We start from the raw sequence: 20653 nt of genomic DNA, 5'->3' as shown, positions 1-20653 counted from the left end.
CCTCCAGGTTCGAGCCGCTTCTTGGCCGATATCGGCTCGAACACACCAGTTGTCACAAAAGAAATCGCACCGGACCGACAGAATCGGTCCGGTGCGGCAAATGTGAAGGGGTTATGCGGCAACTTTACGGAAGACAAGCGAGGCATTGGTGCCGCCGAACCCGAAGGAATTGGAAAGGGCGACATTGATGTCCAGCTTCTTCGGCTTGTGCGCCACCAGATCGATTTCCGTTTCCACTGAGGGATTGTCGAGATTGATCGTCGGCGGTGCCATGCTGTCGCGAATTGCGAGCACGGAGAAGATGGCCTCGACGGCGCCGGCGGCGCCCAGAAGGTGACCGATCGACGACTTGGTCGATGACATGGTCAGGCTCGAAGCGTGTTCCCCGGACAGGCGGGTCACGGCACCCAGTTCAATCTCGTCGCCGAGCGGCGTCGATGTGCCGTGGGCATTGACGTAGTCCACATCGGCCGGCGTCACCTCTGCGCGCTTCAGCGCTGCTTCCATGCACCGGTAGGCACCATCGCCATCGGAGGACGGCGCGGTGATGTGATAGGCGTCGCCGGACAGGCCATAGCCGATCACTTCGGCATAGATCTTGGCGCCGCGGCGGACGGCATGTTCATATTCTTCCAGAACCACAACGCCGGCGCCCTCGCCCATCACGAAGCCGTCGCGGGCAACGTCATACGGGCGGGAACCGCGTTCCGGTTCGTCGTTGAAGGCGGTGGACAGGGCGCGGCAAGCCGCAAATCCGGCCAGCGCCAGCCGGCAAACCGGCGATTCCGTACCACCGGCAACCATGACATCCGCGTCGCCGAAGGCGATCAGGCGGGACGCATCCCCGATGGCATGCGCGCCTGTGGAACAGGCGGTCACAACGGCGTGGTTGGGGCCCTTCAGGCCGTGCCGGATCGACACGTAGCCGCCGGCAAGGTTGATCAGGCGACCGGGAATGAAGAACGGCGAGACGCGGCGCGGACCCTTTTCAGCGAGCAGATGCGCGCCCTGTTCGATGCCCTGCAGACCACCGATGCCCGACCCTATCAGAACGCCGGAGCGTGCCTGCTGGTCGTAGGTTTCCGCCTTGTAGCCTGAATCGGCCATGGCCTGATCGGCAGCTGCCATCGCATAGACGATGAAGTCGTCGACCTTGCGCTGTTCCTTGACGTCCATCCAGTCATCCGGATTGAACGCTCCCTCGACGGACGGATCGCGGGGGATCTGGCAGGCGATTTGGCAGGCCAAATCGTCGACCTTGAAATTGGTGACCTTGTTGGCCCCGCTTTGTCCCTCAAGGATCTTTTTCCAAGTGACATCGACACCACAGCCAAGCGGCGTGACCATGCCCAACCCAGTTACGACAACTCGCCTCATACACCTGCACTTACGTTGGAAGGGCCGGGCGGGGATTCGACCCCGCCGGCCCGATCTTCAAATAGTTCTCAAGAAGGGCGAAAGGGCCCTTACTTGTTGGCTTCGAGAAACTTCACAGCGTCGCCAACAGTCAGAATGGTTTCTGCTGCGGTGTCCGGGATTTCCACGCCGAATTCTTCTTCGAATGCCATGACCAGCTCAACGGTGTCGAGGCTGTCTGCGCCCAGGTCGTCGATGAAGCTGGCGCCCTCGACAACTTTCTCAGCGTCTACACCGAGGTGCTCAACAACGATCTTCTTTACCCGATCCGCGATATCGCTCATTTTTCACTTCCTTAGTTTTCTCTAATCATCTCACGCGAAACTGCCCCTGACCGTCCATTAGCAAGCGGCGGTGCGAAATCGCGGCCTAAACTTCCTCGCACCGTCTAGCCGGAATCCCGGAGATCGGCGCAATTCGTAGCGATCGGCGGGTTGGTAACACACTTTGTTGACCTTTACCAGCCGGTCCAGACCGCTCTTGAGCGGCCCGGATTTTTTTTGCCTGCTTGGCGAAACTTCCTTTTAAATCATAGCCATGCCGCCATTGACGTGGAGTGTCTGCCCGGTCACGTAGGCAGCCTCGTCACTGGCAAGATATAGAGCGGCCGAAGCGATCTCGGCGGAAGTGCCCAAACGTCCTGCAGGGACACTTGTCAAAATCGATTCTTTTTGCTTGTCGTTCAGCGCGTCGGTCATGGCCGTTTCGATGAAACCCGGCGCAATCGTGTTGACGGTGATGTTGCGGCTGGCCACTTCCCGGGCAAGCGACTTGTACATGCCGATCATGCCCGCCTTGGCGGCGGCATAGTTCACCTGCCCCGGGTTGCCGGTCACGCCGACGACGGAGGTGATGCCGACAATCCGGCCGGAGCGGCGCTTCATCATGCCCTTGATGGCGGCGCGGCACAGACGGAAACCGGAGCTCAGGTTGACTTCGATCACCTGGTCCCATTCCTCGTCCTTCATGCGCATGAAGATGTTGTCGCGGGTGATACCGGCATTGTTGACCAGGATGTCAACGGAGCCCATTTTTTCTTCCGCAGCCGGAAGCAGCCCATCCACGGCGTCGCGATCGGACAGGTTGGCCGGTGTGACGAAGGCGCGCTCGCCGAGATCGGCGGCAAGCGCTTCCAGTTTCTCAGCCCGCGTTCCGGACAAGGAAACAGTCGCGCCCTGCGCATGAAGCGCACGCGCGATGGCCTCACCGATCCCGCCCGTGGCGCCGGTGACAAGCGCGTTTTTCCCTTGCAAGCTGAACATATGGAATCCTTCCGTTGTTGAGGTCGGCCCGGTCGGGCCACGTCGGGTCCTGGGAGATATAAGCCTTAACCGGAGATCTTTTCCAGAAGCGCGTCGATATCTTCCGGTGTATTCACGGCGATGCCGGTGGCTTCTTTGGCAATCCGCTTGATCATGCCGGTCAGAACCTTGCCGGTTCCAACTTCCACGAACGTGTCGACGCCGTTTTCGGCAAGCCAGGTCACGCTTTCGCGCCAGCGCACGGTGCCGGTGACCTGTTCAACGAGACGGGCCCGGATTTCGTCCGGATCGCTGATCGGCTGCGCCAGGACGTTGGCAACGAGCGGAACCTTCGGTGCGTTGATCTGGGCATTCGCCAGCGCTTCGGACATCTTGTCGGCAGCCGGCGCCATCAGGGCGCAATGGAACGGTGCACTGACCGGCAGCATGACTGCGCGGCGCGCGCCCTTGGCCTTGGCGATTTCAATGGCACGTTCGACAGCCGCCAGATGACCGGACACCACGACCTGACCCGGCGCATTGTCGTTTGCCGCCTGGCAGACTTCGCCCTGGGCGGCAGCTTCCGCGACTTCAACGGCCGCCTCGAACTCGAGCCCGAGCAGCGCAGCCATGGCGCCCTGCCCGACCGGCACTGCATTTTGCATGGCATCGCCGCGCACCCGCAGCAAACGTGCAGCCGTTCCGACATCCAGGCTGCCGGCAGCAGCCAGGGCCGAGTATTCACCAAGCGAATGCCCGGCGACGAAGGACACGCTGGCCGCAAGATCAAGACCGCGCGCCTCAAGCACGCGCATTGTCGCCAGGCTTACCGCCATCAGTGCAGGCTGAGCATTGGCGGTCAGCGTCAGGGCGTCTTCCGGTCCGGTCCACATGACATCGGACAGTTTCTGCCCGAGAGCCTCGTCGACTTCGTCGAAGACCGCCCTGGCCTCCGGAAACGCATCGGCGAGCCCCTTGCCCATGCCGACGCTCTGGCTGCCCTGTCCGGGGAATGTGAATGCGATGGTCATCTGGAAACGCCTCCGTAGACTCGTGCGCGGGCCCGATCAGTGACTGGCGTCAGGCCCATGGCTTTTTGAAAGCGGATAAGACAGCCCGTTCCGGACTGAAATCGAATGTTGGCGCGAGCCTATGATACGTCCGGGACCTTACTGTCAAGGCCCTGCACACTCTCAATTCCGAGAATCGGGCGCTTTTCCGTGAATTCGGCCTGCATATCTGCCTTGCAGGATTGATTTGGCCAGGCTGAATGTGAAAAACGCCTGACGCAGGCGGGCCATTTCGGCTGAGAATTCCGCGTTCAGGCCAATTTTGCCGATTTCGCCGCGAAATGACAGCTCGGCACTTGCATTTTGCGCCCAACAGAGTATAGAGCGCGCTTCATCCGGGATTTGGCCGGGGGCTGAACGGAAGGGCGCAAGCCAGGATCTGTCAAACGATCCGACTTCCCGTGTCTCCGCTCTCGTTAGAATTCTCGTGCCTTTCAGAGGGCTACGAGGAGGCTCTGCGCCAGTCCCGCGTTGTCAACATGAGAAAGGCTTGTTTCCATGCCTCTTTACGAGCACGTATTCCTGGCTCGCCAGGACGTTTCGGCCCAGCAGGTCGAACAACTCGTCGAACAGTACAAGGGCCTCATCGAAGGCGCTGGCGGCACTGTCGGCAAGGTGGAAAACTGGGGTCTGCGCACCCTGGCTTACCGCATCAAGAAGAACCGCAAGGCTCACTACACCCTGATGAACATCGAAGCCCCGCATGCAGCGGTTGCCGAGATGGAGCGTCAGATGGGCCTCAGCGAAGACGTTCTGCGTTACATGACCTTCCGCGTCGATGAGCTCGAAGAAGAGCCGTCTGCAATGATGCAGAAGCGTGACCGCGACGACCGCCGTGGCGGTGGCCGTGGCGACCGCGGCGACCGTCCGGGTGGCAGCCGTCCTCCGCGCCGGGCTGAAGGGGAGTAAGAGATAATGGTTGATATCGCACAAATGCCGAGCCGCCGTCCGTTCTTCCGTCGCCGGAAGACCTGCCCGTTCTCCGGCTCCAACGCTCCGAAGATCGACTACAAGGACATCCGTCTGCTGCAGCGCTACATTTCCGAGCGCGGCAAGATCGTCCCGAGCCGCATCACCGCGGTCTCCGCGAAGAAGCAGCGTGAACTGGCCCGCGCCATCAAGCGCGCCCGCCTGCTCGGCCTGCTGCCTTTCGTGATCAGCTAAGCCCTCCTCTTTCGAGGGCCTTTTCTCCCGGGCCAGCCCGGGAGACCCGGATTGGGACCGCGGGCAAACGGTCTCTAACCACCGAAAAGGTGGGACAGTAGGAGAAAGACATGCAAATCATCCTTCTTGAGCGTATCGCAAAGCTCGGCCAGATGGGCGACACCGTCAAAGTACGTGACGGCTATGCCCGTAACTACCTGCTGCCGCAGGGCAAGGCGCTGCGCGCCAACAAGGCCAACCTCGAGCGTTTCGAACGTGAGCGCGCTCAGCTCGAAGCCCGGAACCTGGAGCGCAAGAGCGAGGCGGAAGCCGTTGCTGCAAAGCTCGACGGCGAATCCCTCGTCATGATCCGTTCCGCTGGCGAAACCGGCCAGCTCTACGGTTCCGTTTCCACGCGCGACATCGCCGAAGGCCTGACGGCAGCCGGCTTCACCGTTGCCCGCAGCCAGGTTGAACTGCGCAGCCCGATCAAGACCATCGGCCTGCACAACGTTCTGATCCAGCTGCACCCGGAAGTCGAAGTCGCCATCAGCGTCAACGTCGCCCGCTCCGAAGACGAAGCCGTTCGCCAGGCTGCCGGTGAAGACCTCACCACGCCGGAACAGGATGTCTTCGAATTCGAAGAAGAAGAAGAAGAAGCTGAAGGCACCGAGGAAGGCGACGACGTCTCCGAGGAAACTCCGGCTGAAGAGGAAGCCTAATCGGCTTACCCAGCTTCTTGAGCTTGAGAGAAACGGCGCTGCTTGCAGCGCCGTTTTTTGTTTAGCCGGCCAGACAGTCTCAAGCCCGGCAGGATGCCTCAAAGACTGGCTTCAGAGTCCGCTCCAAGGTGTTGAATCCGCACGCAAATTTATTAACCGTCTATTAACTTTCGGAAAAAATTCTGTTTTTTCAATAACTAACAGCTAGCCCCTTGAGTCTTCAAACAGCTTTCGAGTCAAGCGCGATTCGACTCTTTCCCCGTTGATCTGTGAATGTCAGTGGGAATCGAAAACTGCCGTTTTTGATCCTTGAGCCCGACCCGGTCAAAGAGTATTCCGGATGAACTTGGGTCATCGGGGGACGATATGAAGGGCACATTGCAGAAGGTCGAAACGGAAGAAGACGTACAGCGTCTGGCACCGCATAACGCGGAAGCCGAGCGGCAGCTTCTTGGCGCCATTCTGGTCAACAACGAGACCTTCTATCGCGTGTCGGACTTTCTCGAGCCGCATCATTTCTTCGTGCCGTCCCACCAGGACATCTACGAGAAGGCCAGCCACCTGATCCGGGCCGGCAAGACCGCCTCCCCCGTCACCCTGAAGACCTTCTACCCTGCAGACGCAAAGATCGCGGACCTGTCCGCGACCCAGTTCCTCGTCCGCCTTGCCGGCGACGCCGCCTCGATCATCAATGCCGAAGATTATGGCCGCACCATCTATGACCTTGCCATTCGGCGGAACCTGATCCGCATCGGTGAGGACATGGTCAACATCGCATTTGATGCCCCCATCGACGTGCCGCCGGAGCAGCAGATCGACGACGCCGAGCGCCGGCTGTTCGAGCTCGCCGAAACCGGCCGCAGCGAAGGCGGTTTCGTGTCTTTCGGCGATGCGCTTTCCGAAACCATCGAGATGGCGCATGCCGCCTATAACCGTGAAGGCGCCTTGTCGGGTATTTCCACGGGACTGCGTGAACTCGACCGCCTGATGGGTGGGTTGCAGCACTCGGATTTGATCGTGCTTGCCGGACGTCCTGCCATGGGCAAGACCTCTCTTGCCACCAACATCGCCTACAACATTGCGCAAGGCTACAAGGCCGAGGAACAGCCTGACGGATCGCTGAAAACCGTCAATGGCGGCGTCGTCGGTTTCTTCTCGCTGGAAATGTCAGCCGAACAGCTCGCAACACGTATCATTTCCGAACAGGCGGAAATCTCGTCCTCGAAAATCCGCCGCGGTGACATCACAGAGGCCGAATTCGAAAAACTCGCCGCCTGTGCCCAGACCATGCAGACCGTTCCGCTGCATGTGGACCAGACCGGTGGTATCTCCATCGCCTCCCTGGTGGCCAAGGCAAGGCGCTTGAAGCGTCAGCGCGGCCTGGATCTTCTGGTGGTCGACTATATCCAGCTCTTGTCGGGCTCCGCCAAGAATTCCGGCAACCGTGTTCAGGAAATCACGGAAATCACCACGGGCCTGAAGGCCCTTGCCAAGGAACTTCAGGTGCCGATCATCGCGCTCTCGCAGCTGTCGCGTCAGGTGGAAGCCCGCGACGACAAGCGCCCAATGATGTCGGATCTGCGTGAATCCGGTTCGATCGAGCAGGACGCTGACGTGATCCTGTTCGTGTTCCGCGAAGAATATTACCTCTCCAAGACCGAACCGGAGCCGGACACGGTCGAATACGAGAACTGGCAGCGGGACATGGAACGCCTGAAGGGCAAGGCGGAAGTGATCATCGCCAAGCAGCGTCACGGCCCGACCGGTACGGCAAACCTGCACTTCGAGGGCCAGTATACCCGCTTCTCCGACCTTGCAGAAGAAGACCATCTGCCGGAGCGCTACGAGTAGGTTGCAGGAGAGCAATCTGCGCCAGGCTTCGCGATACGCTCGGTTCCCTTTCGAGAGACCGGGCGATCAAGCGATTTAAGCGAAACAGACAGTCTTATGTTTCGAAAGCCCGCTTAAACCCCTGTTAAAACTCTCCCCCTTACTGTGCGTCGCAGTCAATTGAGCCCAAAGTCCTTTCAGCGAGTTCACTTGTTTTCAGCGACTCAGAAATTGCGCGAGGAAGCGCGCGTTTTTCCCAGAAGACGGTGTAAATGGCCCGGCCTGCTCAAGCAGGACGACATCCACCGTCCCTGTGTCGTGGAAGACATCAGTGTCGGCGGCTGCCGCCTTGCGACCAATACCAAGGACCTGGAACCCGGACAGCGCGTTACCATCGAGATCGAAAGTCGCAAACTTCGATTCTATGCCGAGATCCGCTGGGTTCGAAACGGGGAAACCGGGGTCGAATTTCTCTATATGGACTGAGCTGCAACCAGCGTCGAACGTGTTACCGTCACGCTGCGACACTATTGCGCTCTGCTTCGGTTTCTCCAATGGCCCAAGCCTGCCAGGATTTGCTACGCTTCAGCCGCTGAGAGTTTTTTGATTCCGACCGGAGAAACAGCCGCATCGTGTCGACTTCCGAGCATACGTCCTATTCGCCTTCTCTTTATGGCGGCCGCCTGACCATCGACCTGAACGCAATCGCTTGCAACTGGCGGTTTCTCAATGGTCAGACCGGAGCCAAAACCGAATGCGCCGCGGCAATCAAGGCAGACGCATACGGGACGGGTCAGGACAAGGCGGCACCTGCGCTTTACGAAGCTGGTTGCCGGACGTTCTTCGTTGCCGTGCCGACCGAGGCAATCGCCTTGCGGCAGGTGTTGCCGGACGCCGTGGTCTTTGCGCTCGACGGTTTGTTTCCTGACACCTATGCGCATTATCTCGACAACAGGATCCGCCCGGTTCTCGGCAGCCTGGAAGAGCTGCAGGAATGGGCCGGTATCTGCAAGGCGGCGGGGCAGTCCTTCGATGCCGCAGTCCATGTCGATACAGGCATTCACCGGTTGGGACTGTCGCCGGCAGAATTTGGCGCAGCCATGACCGACAGGAGCCTGCTCGGCCCGTTCCGGCCATCGCTGATCATGAGCCACCTCGCCTGCGGTTCAACACCGGACCATCCGATGAACCGGCGACAGCTCGAGCTTTTCAGGACGGTGACCGATCCGTTCAAGAGTATTCCGCGCTCGCTTGCCAACTCGGCTGGCGTGCTGATGGGACCGGACTTTCACTTTGACATGGTCCGTCCGGGGATCGCGCTTTATGGCGGACAGGCAATCGAGACCACGCCGAACCAGATGAAACCGGTTGCCAAGGTTGAAGCCCGCATCATGATCATCCGGGATGTTCCGGAGGGCGACACCATCGGCTATGGCGCCACGCAGACGGCCAAGCGCCCGCTCAGGAATGCCGTTGTTGCGGCCGGATATGCCGACGGTCTTTTGCGCAGGGCCAGCAGCACGGACGACCGGCCGGGGGGCTTCGGTATGATCGGCGGCCACAAGGCGCCAATTCTCGGCCGGATTTCCATGGACATGATCACGCTGGACGTAACCGATGTGCCGGAGCAGCTTCTGAAACGCGGCGCGTTTGTGGAAATGCTTGGTCCAACTGTTGCGGCAACGGACCTGGCCGCTTATGCGGAGACCATCGACTACGAATATCTGACAAGCCTCGGGCGGCGCTTTGAGCGTGTCTATGGCCTCCTGACCTGATCAGGTTAAGTCCGAAGGAAAGCATATGGCGCGGCGTTCCACCTCATTTGTCTGCCAGTCCTGCGGCGCCGTTACGGCCAAATGGGTCGGCCGCTGCGAGAGCTGCGGCGAATGGAACACGATCGTCGAAGAACAGACCGGTGGCGGTGTTGGTGGCGGGCCCGGCAGAGCTTCCCGCAGCAAGGGGCGCGTCGTTCCCCTGGTCGGCCTCTCGGGCGACACCAAGGAAGCGCCGCGGATCAGCACGAAGGTCGCCGAACTCGATCGGGTCACCGGTGGCGGTTTCGTGCGCGGGTCGGCCTTGCTGGTTGGCGGCGATCCGGGCATCGGCAAATCCACGCTTCTTATCCAGGCGGCCGCCCAGCTCGCCGGACTTGGCCACAAGACAGTCTATATCTCCGGCGAGGAAGCGATCGGGCAGGTGCGCCTGCGGGCCGAACGACTGGGCCTTGCAGGCGCGCCCGTCGCGCTTGCTGCTGAAACCAGCGTGGAAGACATCCTGGCAACGCTGGAAGCCGACACGGCCCCTGCCCTCCTGATCCTCGATTCCGTGCAGACGCTCTGGACCGACCAGGTCGACTCGCCTCCAGGCACGGTGACGCAGGTCCGCGCCTCGGCCCAGGCCATGGTCCGCTATGCCAAGAAAAACGGCACCACACTGGTGCTGGTCGGTCATGTCACCAAGGACGGCCAGATTGCAGGCCCACGCGTGGTCGAGCACATGGTCGATGCGGTGCTCTATTTCGAAGGCGATGGCGCGCATCAGTACCGGATCCTGAGGTCGGTCAAGAACCGCTTCGGCGCCACGGATGAGATTGGCGTCTTTGAGATGACCGGAAAGGGACTTGTTGAAGTGCCCAATCCGTCTGCGCTGTTCCTGGGGGATCGCAACACCTCCGCACCGGGCGCTGCCGTCTTTGCCGGTCTGGAAGGCTCCCGGCCGTTGCTTATCGAGATACAGGCGCTTGTGGCGCAATCCACACTCGGTACGCCGAGGCGTGCGGTGATCGGCTGGGACAGCGCGCGCCTGTCGATGATCCTGGCCGTTCTGGAAGCCCGCTGCGGGGTGCGGTTTTCCCAGCATGATGTCTACTTGAACGTGGCCGGCGGGCTGAAGATCAACGAGCCCGGCGCCGATCTCGCCGTTGCGGCCGCCCTGATCTCTTCGCTCAGCGGGCTTGCCCTTCCGGCCAATTGCGTCTATTTCGGCGAAGTCAGCCTGTCGGGCGCCGTCCGGCCAGTGGCTCAGGCCCAGTCCAGGCTGAAGGAAGCGGAGAAACTCGGCTTTGACCAGGCCTATTGTCCTGAGGGAAATCTCAAGGACAGCGCCGCGTCGGCCTTCAAGGCGACCGGCGTGCCGGAACTTGGGGACTTTGTCGCCAAACTCTCGGTGGAGGCTAGTGCTGCGGGGGAGACCTGACGCATGATGGTGACGGGGTTTATCTGAAGGTTTAGGCTCTCCGGCGACGGACCGGCAAGAGCATCAGACAGAGGAATTTTCAGGAACATGCCGATAACGCTGTTGGACGGACTGCTCTTGGCCATCATGTTCATTTCGGCGGTCCTTGCGATGATCCGCGGATTTGTCCGGGAGGTGCTGTCGATCGTGTCCTGGGTTGCGGCGGCCGCTGCGGCGTTCCTCCTCTATGAACGGGTGCTGCCTTACACACAGCAGTATATCTCGCAGGAAATCGTCGCGATGGCCGTGTCGGCTGCTGCCGTCTTCCTGGTCACGCTGCTCGTGGTAAGCTATATCACCATGCGCATTTCCGATTTTGTGCTGGACAGCCGTATCGGTGCGCTCGACCGCACGCTCGGTTTCGTGTTCGGCGCCGTCCGGGGCCTGCTGCTGGTTGTCGTCGCCATGATGTTCTTCAACTGGTTTGTGCAGCCGGAACAGCAACCGCAATGGGTCAAGGATGCCAAGTCCCGGCCGATCCTGCTGTCGATTGGTGAGCGGCTGGTGGCGATCCTTCCTGAAGATCCCGAAAAGGCGATCCTGGACAAGATCCGCCAGAACAACCTGACCGGTGACAGCGCAAGCGCCCCGGCAGAAGAACCGGCCTATAGCGACAGCGAACGCCAGGGACTGGAACAGCTGACAACGGACAACAACTGACGCCGGACAAAGGCGCCGATCCGACGAAATACCGTCCCGCGCTCCGAGGATCGCGGGACGCATGAGTATCTGAAAATAGATCAACTCCCCTTTCTTCACGCAAGGAAGCCGTTGGTCTGATGCCCCAGGCGGGATGAAAATCCGGCCCGACTGAAGGAGTGTTCGCCATGACTGGCGGGACCGAGGTGCATGAACCCTTTGACATCAATGCCGACACGTTGCGCGAAGAATGCGGTGTCTTCGGCATTCTGGGACACGAGGATGCCAGCGCCCTGACGGCGCTCGGGCTCCACGCCCTGCAGCACCGCGGCCAGGAGGCCGCCGGCATCGTCACCTTCGACAATGAGCAGTTCCGGGCGGAACGCCATCTGGGGCTTGTCGGCGATCATTTCTCCGACGCGGAGACAATCGGCCGCCTGACCGGCCGGGCCGCCGTTGGCCATGTGCGCTACTCCACCACCGGCGAGACCATCCTGCGCAACGTGCAGCCGCTTTTCGCCGAACTGGACGGCGGCGGCATCGCGGTCTGCCACAACGGCAATTTCACGAACGCGCTGACGCTTCGCCACCAGCTGATCCGCGATGGCGCCATCTGCCAGTCGACATCCGATTCAGAAGTCGTGCTGCAGCTGGTCGCCCGCTCGCGCAAGGGCAAGATCGTCGACCGCTTCATCGAGGCAATCACCCAGATGGAAGGCGCCTATTCGCTTGTGGCCCTGACGTCTAAGAAGCTGATCGGCGCCCGTGACCCGCTCGGCATCCGGCCGCTGGTTCTGGGCGATCTCAACGGTGCTCCGATCCTGGCCTCCGAAACCTGCGCGCTCGACATTATCGGCGCCAAGTTCATCCGTGAAGTCGAGAACGGTGAGGTTATCGTCTGCACGTCCACCGGGATCCAGTCCTTCTTCCCGTTCGGCAAGCAGAAGGCCCGCCCCTGCATTTTCGAATACATCTATTTCTCGCGCCCCGATTCCATCGTCGGCGGCCGCAGCGTCTATGACGTGCGCCGGGAAATGGGCAAGCAGCTGGCCAAGGAAACCCATGTCGAGGCCGACGTGATCGTGCCGGTGCCGGACAGCGGCGTGCCGGCTGCCATCGGCTACAGCCAGGAAAGCGGTGTGCCGTTCGAGCTTGGCATCATCCGCAACCACTATGTCGGCCGGACTTTTATTGAACCGACCCAGCAGATCCGTGCCCTTGGCGTGAAGATGAAACACTCCGCCAACCGCGCCCAGATCGAGGGCAAACGTGTTGTGCTGGTGGATGACAGTCTTGTTCGCGGCACCACGTCGGTCAAGATCGTGCAGATGATCCGGGAAGCCGGTGCCAAGGAGGTCCATTTCCGCCTCGCCAGCCCGCCGATCAAGTATTCCGACTATTACGGCATCGACACGCCGGTCCGGGAGAAGCTGCTGGCGGCGAAATACGGCCTTGAGGAAATGCGGGCGTATATCGGTGCCGACAGCCTCGCCTTCCTGTCCGTTGACGGCATTTACCGGTCCATGGGCTTTGATGGCCGCGACAACGACAACCCGCAATTCACCGATCATTGTTTTACCGGCGACTACCCGACGCCGCTGACCGACCTGTCCGAAGATCAGGACTTTGTCAGCGCACCGCGTCTGGTAGAAGTCGGCTAACAGTAAAATCCTTCAGTACCGGCTGGCCGGCCGCTCCGACACGTGGCCGGCCGGTCAAAGAGTTCGACAATGGAAAAAGATTTCGAAGGCCGGATCGCCCTGGTGACCGGCGCCTCCCGCGGCATTGGCTATCAGATCGCCAGGCAACTCGGTAAACGCGGCGCGCATGTGATTGCGGTTGCAAGAACCGTCGGCGCGCTGGAAGACCTCGATGACGACATCAAGGCGGCCGGCGGGGAAGCCACGCTCGTTCCCGTGGATCTCACGGACTTCGATGCGCTCGACCGCCTGGGTGCGGCCATTTTCGAACGCTGGAAAAAACTCGACATCTTTGTCGGCAACGCCGGCATGCTCGGTGTGCTGTCGCCGATCGGCCACATCAAGCCGAAAGACTTCGAAAAGGTCATGGCGGTCAATGTCACGGCCAACTGGCGGCTGATCCGCTCCCTTGACCCCTTGTTGCGCCAATCCGATGCCGGACGGGCCCTGCTGTTGACGGCCGTGCAGGCACAAACCCGCACCGCGTTCTGGGGTCTCCAGTCGATCAGCAAGTCGGCGGTTGAGGCCATGGCCCAGACCTGGGCACATGAAAGCCTGAAGACCGCGATGAAGATCAACCTTGCGGACCCCGGCCCCACCCGCACCGGCCTGCGCGCCAAGGCCATGCCCGGCGAACCGCCGGAAAACCTGCCTGACCCGGCCGAGGTTGCCACGGATCTTCTGGAACTCGTCAAGGCCGAGGTTCTGGAGACCGGCATGCTTTATGACCGTGTCAGCAAAGAATGGGTCTCGCCGAGCTGACGCTGGCGTTGTCGCTCGTTTTGCGCTTCACTGGTCTCCGTTGTTTTACGGAGGATCAGATCCCATGCATCTCGGCGCATTTTCCATCAGTCTGACCGTCAAGGACATCAAGAAGTCGAAGGCCTTTTATGAAGGGCTCGGTTTTTCAGACCTGGGTGGGTCTGGAGATGACGGCTGGGTCATTCTGAAAAACGGCGACACGGTGATCGGATTGTTTCAAGGCATGTTCGACAAGAACATGCTGACCTTCAACCCGGGCTGGAACCAGAGCGCGGAGAAACTGGATGACTATCAGGACATCCGGGAGATCCAGAAAGAGCTGAAAGCGAAGGGCTACCAGTTCGCGAGCGAGGCGGCCGAGGACGGCAGTGGTCCTGCCAGCTTTGTTCTGGTCGACCCGGACGGCAATCCGGTGCTCGTCGACCAGCACGTGTAACCGGCATTGCCGCCTTGATCGGTGTCAGGCCGCTTCGAGCGGGGCGAAGGAGCTTTCGGCGATGTCCCGCAAATCGTCGTAGACACCGGGTGCGGCGACGACCACGCGGGCGCCATGATAAAGCGCGTGATTGACATCCTGCTCCATGACGATGCCTCCGGCCTCAACGGTCAGCAGCATGCCGGCGAGACAGTCCCAGGCGTTCATGTGCGATTCCACATAGCCGATCAGACGGCCGGAAGCCGCATAGGCCAGCATCAGGCCGCCGGACGCATTGCGGAAGAAAACTCCCCCCTTTGAGACCACGGCTCCAACCACGTTGACAGCATCGGTGATGGCCGTGCGGCCATTGAAGCCGACACCGACGGAACCGTTGGACAGGCTCTGACTGTCGGAGATCCTGATCGGCTTGTCATTGAGAAAGGCGCCGTGACCTGCGGACGCCTTGAAGGTTTCCCCTGCCACCGGGTCATGAATGACACCGATGATCACCTGCCCCTGATGCACACAGGCGATGATCACGCACCATTGCGGAATGCCGGCGACAAAATTGGCCGTTCCGTCGATCGGATCTGTCACCCAGGTATATCCGGAAGAGCCTTCTTCCATGCCATGTTCTTCACCCAGAATACCGTCGTCCGGATAGGCCTTGGCGAGTTCTTCGCGGATCAGGGTTTCGACGTTGCGATCAGCTTCGGAAACCAGGTCCTGGTGGCCCTTCTGGGTGACCGTCAGGGTGTCCAGCTTGCGAAAATAGTCCAGTCCGAGCTCACCCGCCTTTTTGGCAAGAGAGACGGCGAAATCAAGCCGATCGATCATCATCAACAGGTCTCCTTCAATGCATTGTCACCGCGCCTGCCAGGCTTTCCACCGGCAGGCACGCTGGAAAAACCGGAACACGAATGGTTCCGGCTACTGGATCTTTCGTTTTTTCCGGGGGGCGTAAGGATTGTCGCCCTTGCGGTAGGACAGCCGGATCGGCGTGCCCTGAATGTTGAATTTTTCCCGCAACGAGTTGACGAGATACCGCGTGTAACTCTCCGGCAGCTGTTCCGGCCGTGAACAGAAGGCCACGAAATGCGGCGGCCGTGTTTTCGGCTGCGTCATGTAGCGCAACCTAACGCGCCGACCGGCAACAGCGGGCGGCGGGTGGTTGACCGTGACGCGGTCGAGCCAACGATTGAGCTTGGCTGTGGAGACGCGGGCGTTCCACGCTTCATAAGCGTCGAAAACGCTCTCAACCAGCCGGTCGATGCCCTGCCCCTGAAGGCCCGACAAGGTGGCGATACGGACACCACGGATCTGGTTGAAATAGCGCTCGTTGGCATCCCGGATCTTCTTCCAGGCCGCTTCACGGTCCTCGATCAGGTCCCACTTGTTGATGGCAATGACCAATGCACGGCCTTCGCGGGCCACAAGGTCGATGATCTGGAGATCCTGCTTTTCGAAGGACATGGTCGCATCGAGCGTGATGACCACCACTTCAGCAAACTTGATGGCACGCAAGGCGTCGGCGACGGAGAGCTTTTCCAGCTTCTCCTGCACGCGTGCCTTCTTGCGGATGCCGGCGGTGTCAAACAGCTTGATGTGACGGTCCCGCCAGGACCAGTCGACGGAAATGGAATCGCGCGTGATACCCGCTTCCGGACCGGTCAGCATGCGGTCCTCGCCCAGCATGCGATTGATCAGCGTGGATTTGCCCGCATTCGGCCGGCCGACAATGGCAACCCTCAATGGCCGGTCGGACGTTCCCACCGGATCCTCGTCCTCGACGATCTCGCCATCCTCGTCGACATCGACATTGGTGACGGCTTCTTCGCGTCTGGCATCTTCCTCTTCAGAAACGCGATCCACATGCGGCTTCAACGCGTCATAAAGATCGGCAAGGCCTTCGCCATGTTCTGCAGAGATCGCGATCGGCTCGCCAAGGCCGAGGGAATAGGATTCATAGAGACCGCTTTCCCCTGCCCGGCCCTCTGCCTTGTTGGCAAGAAGGATGACCGGCCGCGTCGTCTTGCGCGCCACCTCGGCAAAATGAGCGTCGAGCGGCGTGATGCCGGCGCGCGCGTCAATCACAAAAAGAACGGCGTCCGCGGTTTCAATCGCCTCTTCCGTCTGGCGCCGCATCCGGCCTTCCAGGGAGGCCTTGTCCGCGTCTTCCAGACCGGCCGTGTCGATGATGGTGAAACGCAGGTCCCCCAGACGGGCATCGCCCGGCCGCCGATCGCGCGTCACACCAGGTGTGTCGTCGACCAGGGCCAGGCGTTTGCCGACCAGACGATTAAACAGCGTGGACTTGCCGACATTCGGCCGTCCGATAATGGCGACAGTTGCGCCCACAGCGATACTCCTGACAGGGGGGCCGACAGCGGCCCATCCTCAAATTCTAGTTGAAGGCGGCGACGCCGTCATTGCCGGTCAACACGACGACCCGCCCGCCAGCCACGATCGGCGTGACATAGACATCGGTGTTGGTCCGCTGCGTCAGCATGGTGTTACCGGACGCGGCATCCACCATGGCGATCTGACCGTCGCTTGAAAAAGCCACCAGCGAGCCATTGGCCAGGATCGGCCCGGCCCAGTTGCGGCGTTTTTTCTTTTTCTCCGGACGCGGCAGTGCCGTCGCCCAGAGCGTCTCGCCATTCTTCAGGTCAAGTGCCACCATGCGGTCGTCGAGATCCACCATGAAAAGGGCGCTGCCGGATACGACAGGCGTATGCACGCTGCCCAGGTTCTGTTCCCAGCGACGCTGGCCTGTGCGTGCGTCGACGGCCACGGTGCGGCCGGAGACGCCGGTCGCGTAAACCGTGTTGCCGGCAACAACCGGGCTGGCCGACACATCCGCAAGACCGGACAGGGCAAGTGTGCGGAAGCCGCGGGACACACCATCGATCCAGGCCGGTTCCCCGTCCTTGATGTTGATCGCCATGATCTCACCGGAAGAGAACGGAACAATCACGCGATTGCCCGAAATCGCCGGATTGGCTGCAGATAGCAGTCCAGCGGTTTCCTCAATCCCAGCATAGGTCCAGGCAATGGAACCGTCGGATTGATTGAGGGCATAGACTTCGTTGGACTGGGTTACGACAAAAACATGACCGTTCCCGGCAACGGGCGCGCCGCGTGCGGGCGTGTCGATGTCGACCTTCCAGATTTCCCGGCCGGAGCCGGCTTCGAGCGCGGCCACCTGGCGATAGCTTGTCGCGGCATAGACCGTGCCGCCGGCGACCGTCACACCGCCGCCCGGGCCAACATCGCGCTCACCTTCAGGGCGGAGGTTCTGCGTCCACTGGCGGCCACCGCCGGTGGATAGTGCCACCACTTCCCCATTCGGCTTGTAGACATAAATCCGGCTGCCGTCGCTGACCGGACGAGAAGACAGGCGCAATGCCGCCGACGTCAATCCACGGCCGGAAGAACCGACCTGTGCGCGCCAGGCGCGGTTGCCGGATACGGAGACAGCCACATTACCAGGATCGTTGGTCAGGCCGCCGCCGGCAGTGGTCCAGGTCTGTCCGCCCGTTGCGTTGCCGATCCTGGCACTCTGGCCGGCAGCGACTGCTGCGGGATCGGCCCCGTCGAACACCGGCTGGCGTTCGCCCGGCAGGATCTTTTCGCGGCTGAACGGATTGACGCTTCCGGCGAAATCACTCACGGAACCACATCCGGTGAGCGCGATCGACAGGGCGAGGACGCCGAACACACCGCGGCTGCGGTGGGAGAAACTCACAAAACTCACTGATCGGTTCCTTCACGTTCCGCCTGGCCTGCGGGCGCGGCGTCACCGTTGCTGGCACGGATGAGACCCGCGAGCACGGCAACACGCCGGCTGACATCCACCGGTGTCTCGGCATCTTCTTCCAGGGCGCTCAGCCACTCACGCGCGGCTTCAATATTGCCGTTTTTCCAAGCGCTTAGAGCCAGAATTTCACGTGACGCTGCACGAAAGGGACTGTTGTCGGCAGACAAACGCTCAACCCGGTCGGCGACCGCATCATACGCGTCCAGATCAACGGCGAGGTATGCAGCTCTCAATGCAGCGACGTCGCGCACGGCCACGTCAAGGCTGGTGTCCCGGGACAGGCTGTCAAACTCGGCCAGCGCTTCTTCAATTTGACCCGCATTGGCCAGATCGGTTGCCTGACGCAGCTTCGCCAGAGCCGGATAGCCGCCAATTGACGATTCCAGTTCGCCGTAAAGCGCCGCAGCTTCCTGGTACTGTTCCTGTTCCGACAGCTGCACAGCATCAAAAAACGTGTCGCCGGCCGCCTGAGATTGCTGCTCCTGCCAATAGAGCCAGCCGCGATACCCTCCGGTACCGACCACAATCAGGACTGCGACGGCAATAACCCAAGGACCAAAACGGTCCCAAAGCCGACGGTATTTTTCCTGGCGGATATCTTCATCGACTTCACGAAAAATGTCAGACATGCGTCTTCAGTTCCTGCATTCACTTAACCGGCGCGGCGCGAACGGCCTTGCCTCGCCCCATTTCGAGTGGCGCACATTATCCATTTGATCCGGCTCGGGCAATTCCCTGATCGGGCTTAAAACGGCCCTTCATGGCGCAAGTGGGGCAATTCTCGGCAAATTGCCGATTTCCGCCACATATTTCGTCCGATCAGCCGGTTTAGCCGACCGGCACGCCGATCAGCCAGGCGTGCAGTTTCCAGACGAAGGCCCCATACAGCGCCAGCCCGATCAGAATCACGACCATGTCGGAATATTTGCCAGGATCTCCTGCCGTAGCGGCAATCTGCCCGGCCCCTTCGCCGCGACGCTTCACGGAGATCCGATCGACGACCGCCCAGAGAAGAAACCCGCCGAACAGCAGCACCGAAGCCAGGTCTCCATTGGCAAGAAGATGCGAGAACGCCCAGAGTTTCACCGCCACCAGCATGGGATGTTTCAAGGTCTTCTGGATCCGGCAGGGAACGTAGGCAGCGGCCAGAAAGATAAACACCGGCACCATCAGAAGCATGGTGACGTGACGCAACCAGAACGGCGGATCGTAAACGATCGGCGGGCCGTCGAACCGCGCAACGCCATAGCCATAGATCGTCAGGCCGAGGCCGGCAGCGGCAACGAGCGTGAACCCCCCCTTGTAGCCGTTTTCGCCCAGTGTGGAGATCAAGCCTGACCGCACCGAGCGGAACATCGGCAGAAAATGAATTCCCAAAAAAAGCACCAAGCCGGCAATCAACAGCGCCATACCCACTCTCCCTCAATGCCTGCAGGCGGTGTCTTCATTGCCCGCCGCACCCTGCTGGCGGAAGATAGGAGGCAGTGCGCGCCGGTGCAACTGCGTTCAGCGCAGCAGCAAAGCCGCTTCCGCGGCTCCCAGTGCTTCCGGCCGCGTCGTCGGATGTTCTATGTCGACGAAACTCCCGGTTTCACCAGATTTGAGAATGGATACCATGACGTCCACAGCATGGAGCGCGCGATCGAGCGAGCAGCGGAAGCCACCTCCGCTCAGCACCGATTGCGCCATGTCGGCCAGCCCGGCGGCGCGATAGTTGGCACGCTGCACTCCGTTGTCCTCGATATTGGCGGCGCTGAACGGATGATCCGCGCCGTTCAGGGTCCGGATGGCACCCGCCCGGTCCGCCAGCCGCACCTCACCGCCGAAAAAATTGGGATCCGGCACAAACATCGATCCCTTGGTGCCGTAGAGCTCCATCGGCGCGTGGCCATGTGCCCACACGTCCCAGCTGGCAGTCAATGTGACGGTTGCTCCGTTTTGAAATTCGAGAATGGCATGGATCGTGGTCGGGGTTTCCACGTCAATCCGTTCGCCCTTGCGCGAACCGTGGCCAATCGTGCGGGATCTGAAAGGTGTGGAGGTCATCGCCGTGACCCGCTTCACCGGCCCGATCAGGTTGAGCAGACACGCAATGTAGTAGGGTCCAAGATCGAGAATGGGCCCACCACCCGGTTTGTAAAAGAAGTCGGGATTTGGATGCCAGGCTTCCATGCCATGGCTCATCACATGACAGGTACCACCGAGGATGTCGCCGATCAGCCCATCATCGACAACCTGTCTGGCGGTCTGGTGCGCGCCGCCCAGAAAGGTGTCTGGTGCGCATCCCACCAGCTTCTTTTTCTTCTTGGCATAATCACTCAGGGCTTGCCCCTCGCGCAGGGACAGGGCCAGGGGCTTTTCCGAATAGACATGTTTGCCGTGAGCCAGAATTTCGTGGGACACCATGTAGTGGGCATCTGGCACGGTTAGATTGACGATCAGCTCGATATCGTCCGCCAGGAGCAGGTCATGCACGGTTTCAGCGCGAAGACCGAATTCGGACGCGCGCTCCTCCGCAGCTTTCCTGTTCAGGTCCGCACAGGCTCGAATGTCGAGGCCGGAAAATCTGGGCGCCAGTTCCAAATAGGTCCGGGAGATCGTACCGCATCCGATAATGCCAATACCCAGCGCATCCGCCATGGACGTCCCCTCCTGCTC

The 20653-nt window shown here is 60.8% G+C and carries 21 protein-coding genes; 11 read left to right on the top strand and 10 right to left on the bottom strand.

Annotated features, from left to right (window positions below; all coding sequences use genetic code 11):
- Positions 1–111 precede the first annotated feature (111 nt).
- The 4 genes from fabF to fabD form a co-directional block, all read right to left on the bottom strand.
- Positions 112–1377 (bottom strand): beta-ketoacyl-ACP synthase II, encoded by a 1266-nt coding sequence (gene fabF / locus CHH27_RS03100; protein ID WP_094070282.1) that lies wholly within the window; start codon positions 1375–1377, stop codon positions 112–114.
- 89 nt (positions 1378–1466) lie between these two features.
- Positions 1467–1700 carry an acyl carrier protein gene (locus tag CHH27_RS03095; protein ID WP_008194310.1) on the bottom strand — a complete coding sequence of 78 codons (234 nt, stop codon included), beginning with the start codon at positions 1698–1700 and terminating at the stop codon, positions 1467–1469.
- 240 nt (positions 1701–1940) lie between these two features.
- The gene (gene fabG, locus CHH27_RS03090; protein ID WP_094070281.1) at positions 1941–2678 is read right to left on the bottom strand and encodes a 3-oxoacyl-[acyl-carrier-protein] reductase; all 738 of its coding nucleotides are present in this window, start codon (positions 2676–2678) and stop codon (positions 1941–1943) included.
- Positions 2679–2743: 65 nt separating this feature from the next.
- A complete protein-coding gene (gene fabD / locus CHH27_RS03085; protein WP_094070280.1) occupies positions 2744–3688 on the bottom strand; it encodes an ACP S-malonyltransferase in 945 nt (314 codons plus the stop codon).
- Between the two features lie 537 nt (positions 3689–4225).
- On the opposite strand from fabD, the gene rpsF reads away from it, so the two are divergent.
- The 11 genes from rpsF to CHH27_RS03030 all read left to right on the top strand — a co-directional run bounded on the left by rpsF (position 4226) and on the right by CHH27_RS03030 (position 14193).
- Entirely contained in the window at positions 4226–4636 is a 411-nt protein-coding gene (gene rpsF, locus CHH27_RS03080) for a 30S ribosomal protein S6 (protein ID WP_094070279.1), read from the top strand.
- A gap of 6 nt (positions 4637–4642) precedes the next feature.
- The gene (rpsR, locus tag CHH27_RS03075) at positions 4643–4891 is read left to right on the top strand and encodes a 30S ribosomal protein S18 (protein WP_094070278.1); all 249 of its coding nucleotides are present in this window, start codon (positions 4643–4645) and stop codon (positions 4889–4891) included.
- Between the two features lie 110 nt (positions 4892–5001).
- Positions 5002–5592 (top strand): 50S ribosomal protein L9, encoded by a 591-nt coding sequence (gene rplI / locus CHH27_RS03070; protein ID WP_094070277.1) that lies wholly within the window; start codon positions 5002–5004, stop codon positions 5590–5592.
- Between the two features lie 366 nt (positions 5593–5958).
- A complete protein-coding gene (locus CHH27_RS03065; RefSeq protein WP_094070276.1) occupies positions 5959–7443 on the top strand; it encodes a replicative DNA helicase in 1485 nt (494 codons plus the stop codon).
- A 144-nt stretch (positions 7444–7587) separates the two neighbouring features.
- Positions 7588–7908 (top strand): PilZ domain-containing protein, encoded by a 321-nt coding sequence (locus CHH27_RS28615; protein WP_094070275.1) that lies wholly within the window; start codon positions 7588–7590, stop codon positions 7906–7908.
- 146 nt (positions 7909–8054) lie between these two features.
- Positions 8055–9197: an alanine racemase gene (gene alr, locus CHH27_RS03055; protein WP_208988483.1), complete on the top strand. Its 1143-nt coding sequence runs from the start codon at positions 8055–8057 to the stop codon at positions 9195–9197.
- Positions 9198–9222: 25 nt separating this feature from the next.
- Positions 9223–10617: a DNA repair protein RadA gene (gene radA / locus CHH27_RS03050; RefSeq protein ID WP_094070273.1), complete on the top strand. Its 1395-nt coding sequence runs from the start codon at positions 9223–9225 to the stop codon at positions 10615–10617.
- An 87-nt stretch (positions 10618–10704) separates the two neighbouring features.
- Positions 10705–11316, top strand: coding sequence for a CvpA family protein (locus tag CHH27_RS03045; RefSeq protein WP_094070272.1), 612 nt, complete (start codon positions 10705–10707; stop codon positions 11314–11316).
- A 167-nt stretch (positions 11317–11483) separates the two neighbouring features.
- Entirely contained in the window at positions 11484–12956 is a 1473-nt protein-coding gene (gene purF, locus CHH27_RS03040) for an amidophosphoribosyltransferase (RefSeq protein WP_094070271.1), read from the top strand.
- A gap of 69 nt (positions 12957–13025) precedes the next feature.
- On the top strand, positions 13026–13757 hold the full coding sequence (locus CHH27_RS03035; RefSeq protein ID WP_094074483.1) for an SDR family NAD(P)-dependent oxidoreductase: 732 nt from the start codon (positions 13026–13028) through the stop codon (positions 13755–13757).
- Between the two features lie 64 nt (positions 13758–13821).
- A complete protein-coding gene (locus CHH27_RS03030) occupies positions 13822–14193 on the top strand; it encodes a VOC family protein (RefSeq protein WP_094070270.1) in 372 nt (123 codons plus the stop codon).
- A gap of 24 nt (positions 14194–14217) precedes the next feature.
- Here the strand turns inward: CHH27_RS03030 and CHH27_RS03025 are convergent, their stop codons facing one another.
- From CHH27_RS03025 to CHH27_RS03000, 6 genes are all read right to left on the bottom strand, one after another.
- Positions 14218–15015: an inositol monophosphatase family protein gene (locus CHH27_RS03025; RefSeq protein WP_094070269.1), complete on the bottom strand. Its 798-nt coding sequence runs from the start codon at positions 15013–15015 to the stop codon at positions 14218–14220.
- 90 nt (positions 15016–15105) lie between these two features.
- Positions 15106–16533, bottom strand: coding sequence for a ribosome biogenesis GTPase Der (der, locus tag CHH27_RS03020; RefSeq protein WP_094070268.1), 1428 nt, complete (start codon positions 16531–16533; stop codon positions 15106–15108).
- A 46-nt stretch (positions 16534–16579) separates the two neighbouring features.
- Positions 16580–17932 (bottom strand): PQQ-binding-like beta-propeller repeat protein, encoded by a 1353-nt coding sequence (locus CHH27_RS03015; RefSeq protein ID WP_094070267.1) that lies wholly within the window; start codon positions 17930–17932, stop codon positions 16580–16582.
- A complete protein-coding gene (locus CHH27_RS03010; RefSeq protein ID WP_094070266.1) occupies positions 17929–18624 on the bottom strand; it encodes a tetratricopeptide repeat protein in 696 nt (231 codons plus the stop codon). The genes CHH27_RS03015 and CHH27_RS03010 overlap by 4 nt, the downstream gene beginning before the upstream one ends.
- Positions 18625–18823: 199 nt before the next feature.
- Positions 18824–19405: an NnrU family protein gene (locus CHH27_RS03005; protein WP_094070265.1), complete on the bottom strand. Its 582-nt coding sequence runs from the start codon at positions 19403–19405 to the stop codon at positions 18824–18826.
- A 96-nt stretch (positions 19406–19501) separates the two neighbouring features.
- Positions 19502–20635, bottom strand: coding sequence for a Gfo/Idh/MocA family protein (locus tag CHH27_RS03000; protein WP_094070264.1), 1134 nt, complete (start codon positions 20633–20635; stop codon positions 19502–19504).
- Between the last annotated feature and the right edge of the window lie 18 nt (positions 20636–20653).

Origin of the sequence: Labrenzia sp. VG12 (genome assembly GCF_002237595.1) — a bacterium.
GTDB lineage: Bacteria > Pseudomonadota > Alphaproteobacteria > Rhizobiales > Stappiaceae > Roseibium.
The sequence above is the reverse complement of the archived record's forward strand: the minus strand, read 5'-3'. Positions and strand labels throughout refer to the sequence as shown.

Coding starts and splice junctions, on each gene's coding strand:
- fabG (WP_094070281.1), bottom strand. CDS start 2,678: ATGTTCAGCTTGCAAGGGAAAAACGCGCTTGTCACCGGCGCCACGGGC.
- fabD (WP_094070280.1), bottom strand. CDS start 3,688: ATGACCATCGCATTCACATTCCCCGGACAGGGCAGCCAGAGCGTCGGC.
- radA (WP_094070273.1), top strand. CDS start 9,223: ATGGCGCGGCGTTCCACCTCATTTGTCTGCCAGTCCTGCGGCGCCGTT.
- CHH27_RS03045 (WP_094070272.1), top strand. CDS start 10,705: ATGCCGATAACGCTGTTGGACGGACTGCTCTTGGCCATCATGTTCATT.
- CHH27_RS03005 (WP_094070265.1), bottom strand. CDS start 19,405: ATGGCGCTGTTGATTGCCGGCTTGGTGCTTTTTTTGGGAATTCATTTT.
- purF (WP_094070271.1), top strand. CDS start 11,484: ATGACTGGCGGGACCGAGGTGCATGAACCCTTTGACATCAATGCCGAC.
- fabF (WP_094070282.1), bottom strand. CDS start 1,377: ATGAGGCGAGTTGTCGTAACTGGGTTGGGCATGGTCACGCCGCTTGGC.
- CHH27_RS03030 (WP_094070270.1), top strand. CDS start 13,822: ATGCATCTCGGCGCATTTTCCATCAGTCTGACCGTCAAGGACATCAAG.
- rplI (WP_094070277.1), top strand. CDS start 5,002: ATGCAAATCATCCTTCTTGAGCGTATCGCAAAGCTCGGCCAGATGGGC.
- CHH27_RS03000 (WP_094070264.1), bottom strand. CDS start 20,635: ATGGCGGATGCGCTGGGTATTGGCATTATCGGATGCGGTACGATCTCC.
- CHH27_RS03010 (WP_094070266.1), bottom strand. CDS start 18,624: ATGTCTGACATTTTTCGTGAAGTCGATGAAGATATCCGCCAGGAAAAA.
- CHH27_RS03095 (WP_008194310.1), bottom strand. CDS start 1,700: ATGAGCGATATCGCGGATCGGGTAAAGAAGATCGTTGTTGAGCACCTC.
- CHH27_RS03035 (WP_094074483.1), top strand. CDS start 13,026: ATGGAAAAAGATTTCGAAGGCCGGATCGCCCTGGTGACCGGCGCCTCC.
- rpsR (WP_094070278.1), top strand. CDS start 4,643: ATGGTTGATATCGCACAAATGCCGAGCCGCCGTCCGTTCTTCCGTCGC.
- CHH27_RS03065 (WP_094070276.1), top strand. CDS start 5,959: ATGAAGGGCACATTGCAGAAGGTCGAAACGGAAGAAGACGTACAGCGT.
- rpsF (WP_094070279.1), top strand. CDS start 4,226: ATGCCTCTTTACGAGCACGTATTCCTGGCTCGCCAGGACGTTTCGGCC.
- CHH27_RS03025 (WP_094070269.1), bottom strand. CDS start 15,015: ATGATGATCGATCGGCTTGATTTCGCCGTCTCTCTTGCCAAAAAGGCG.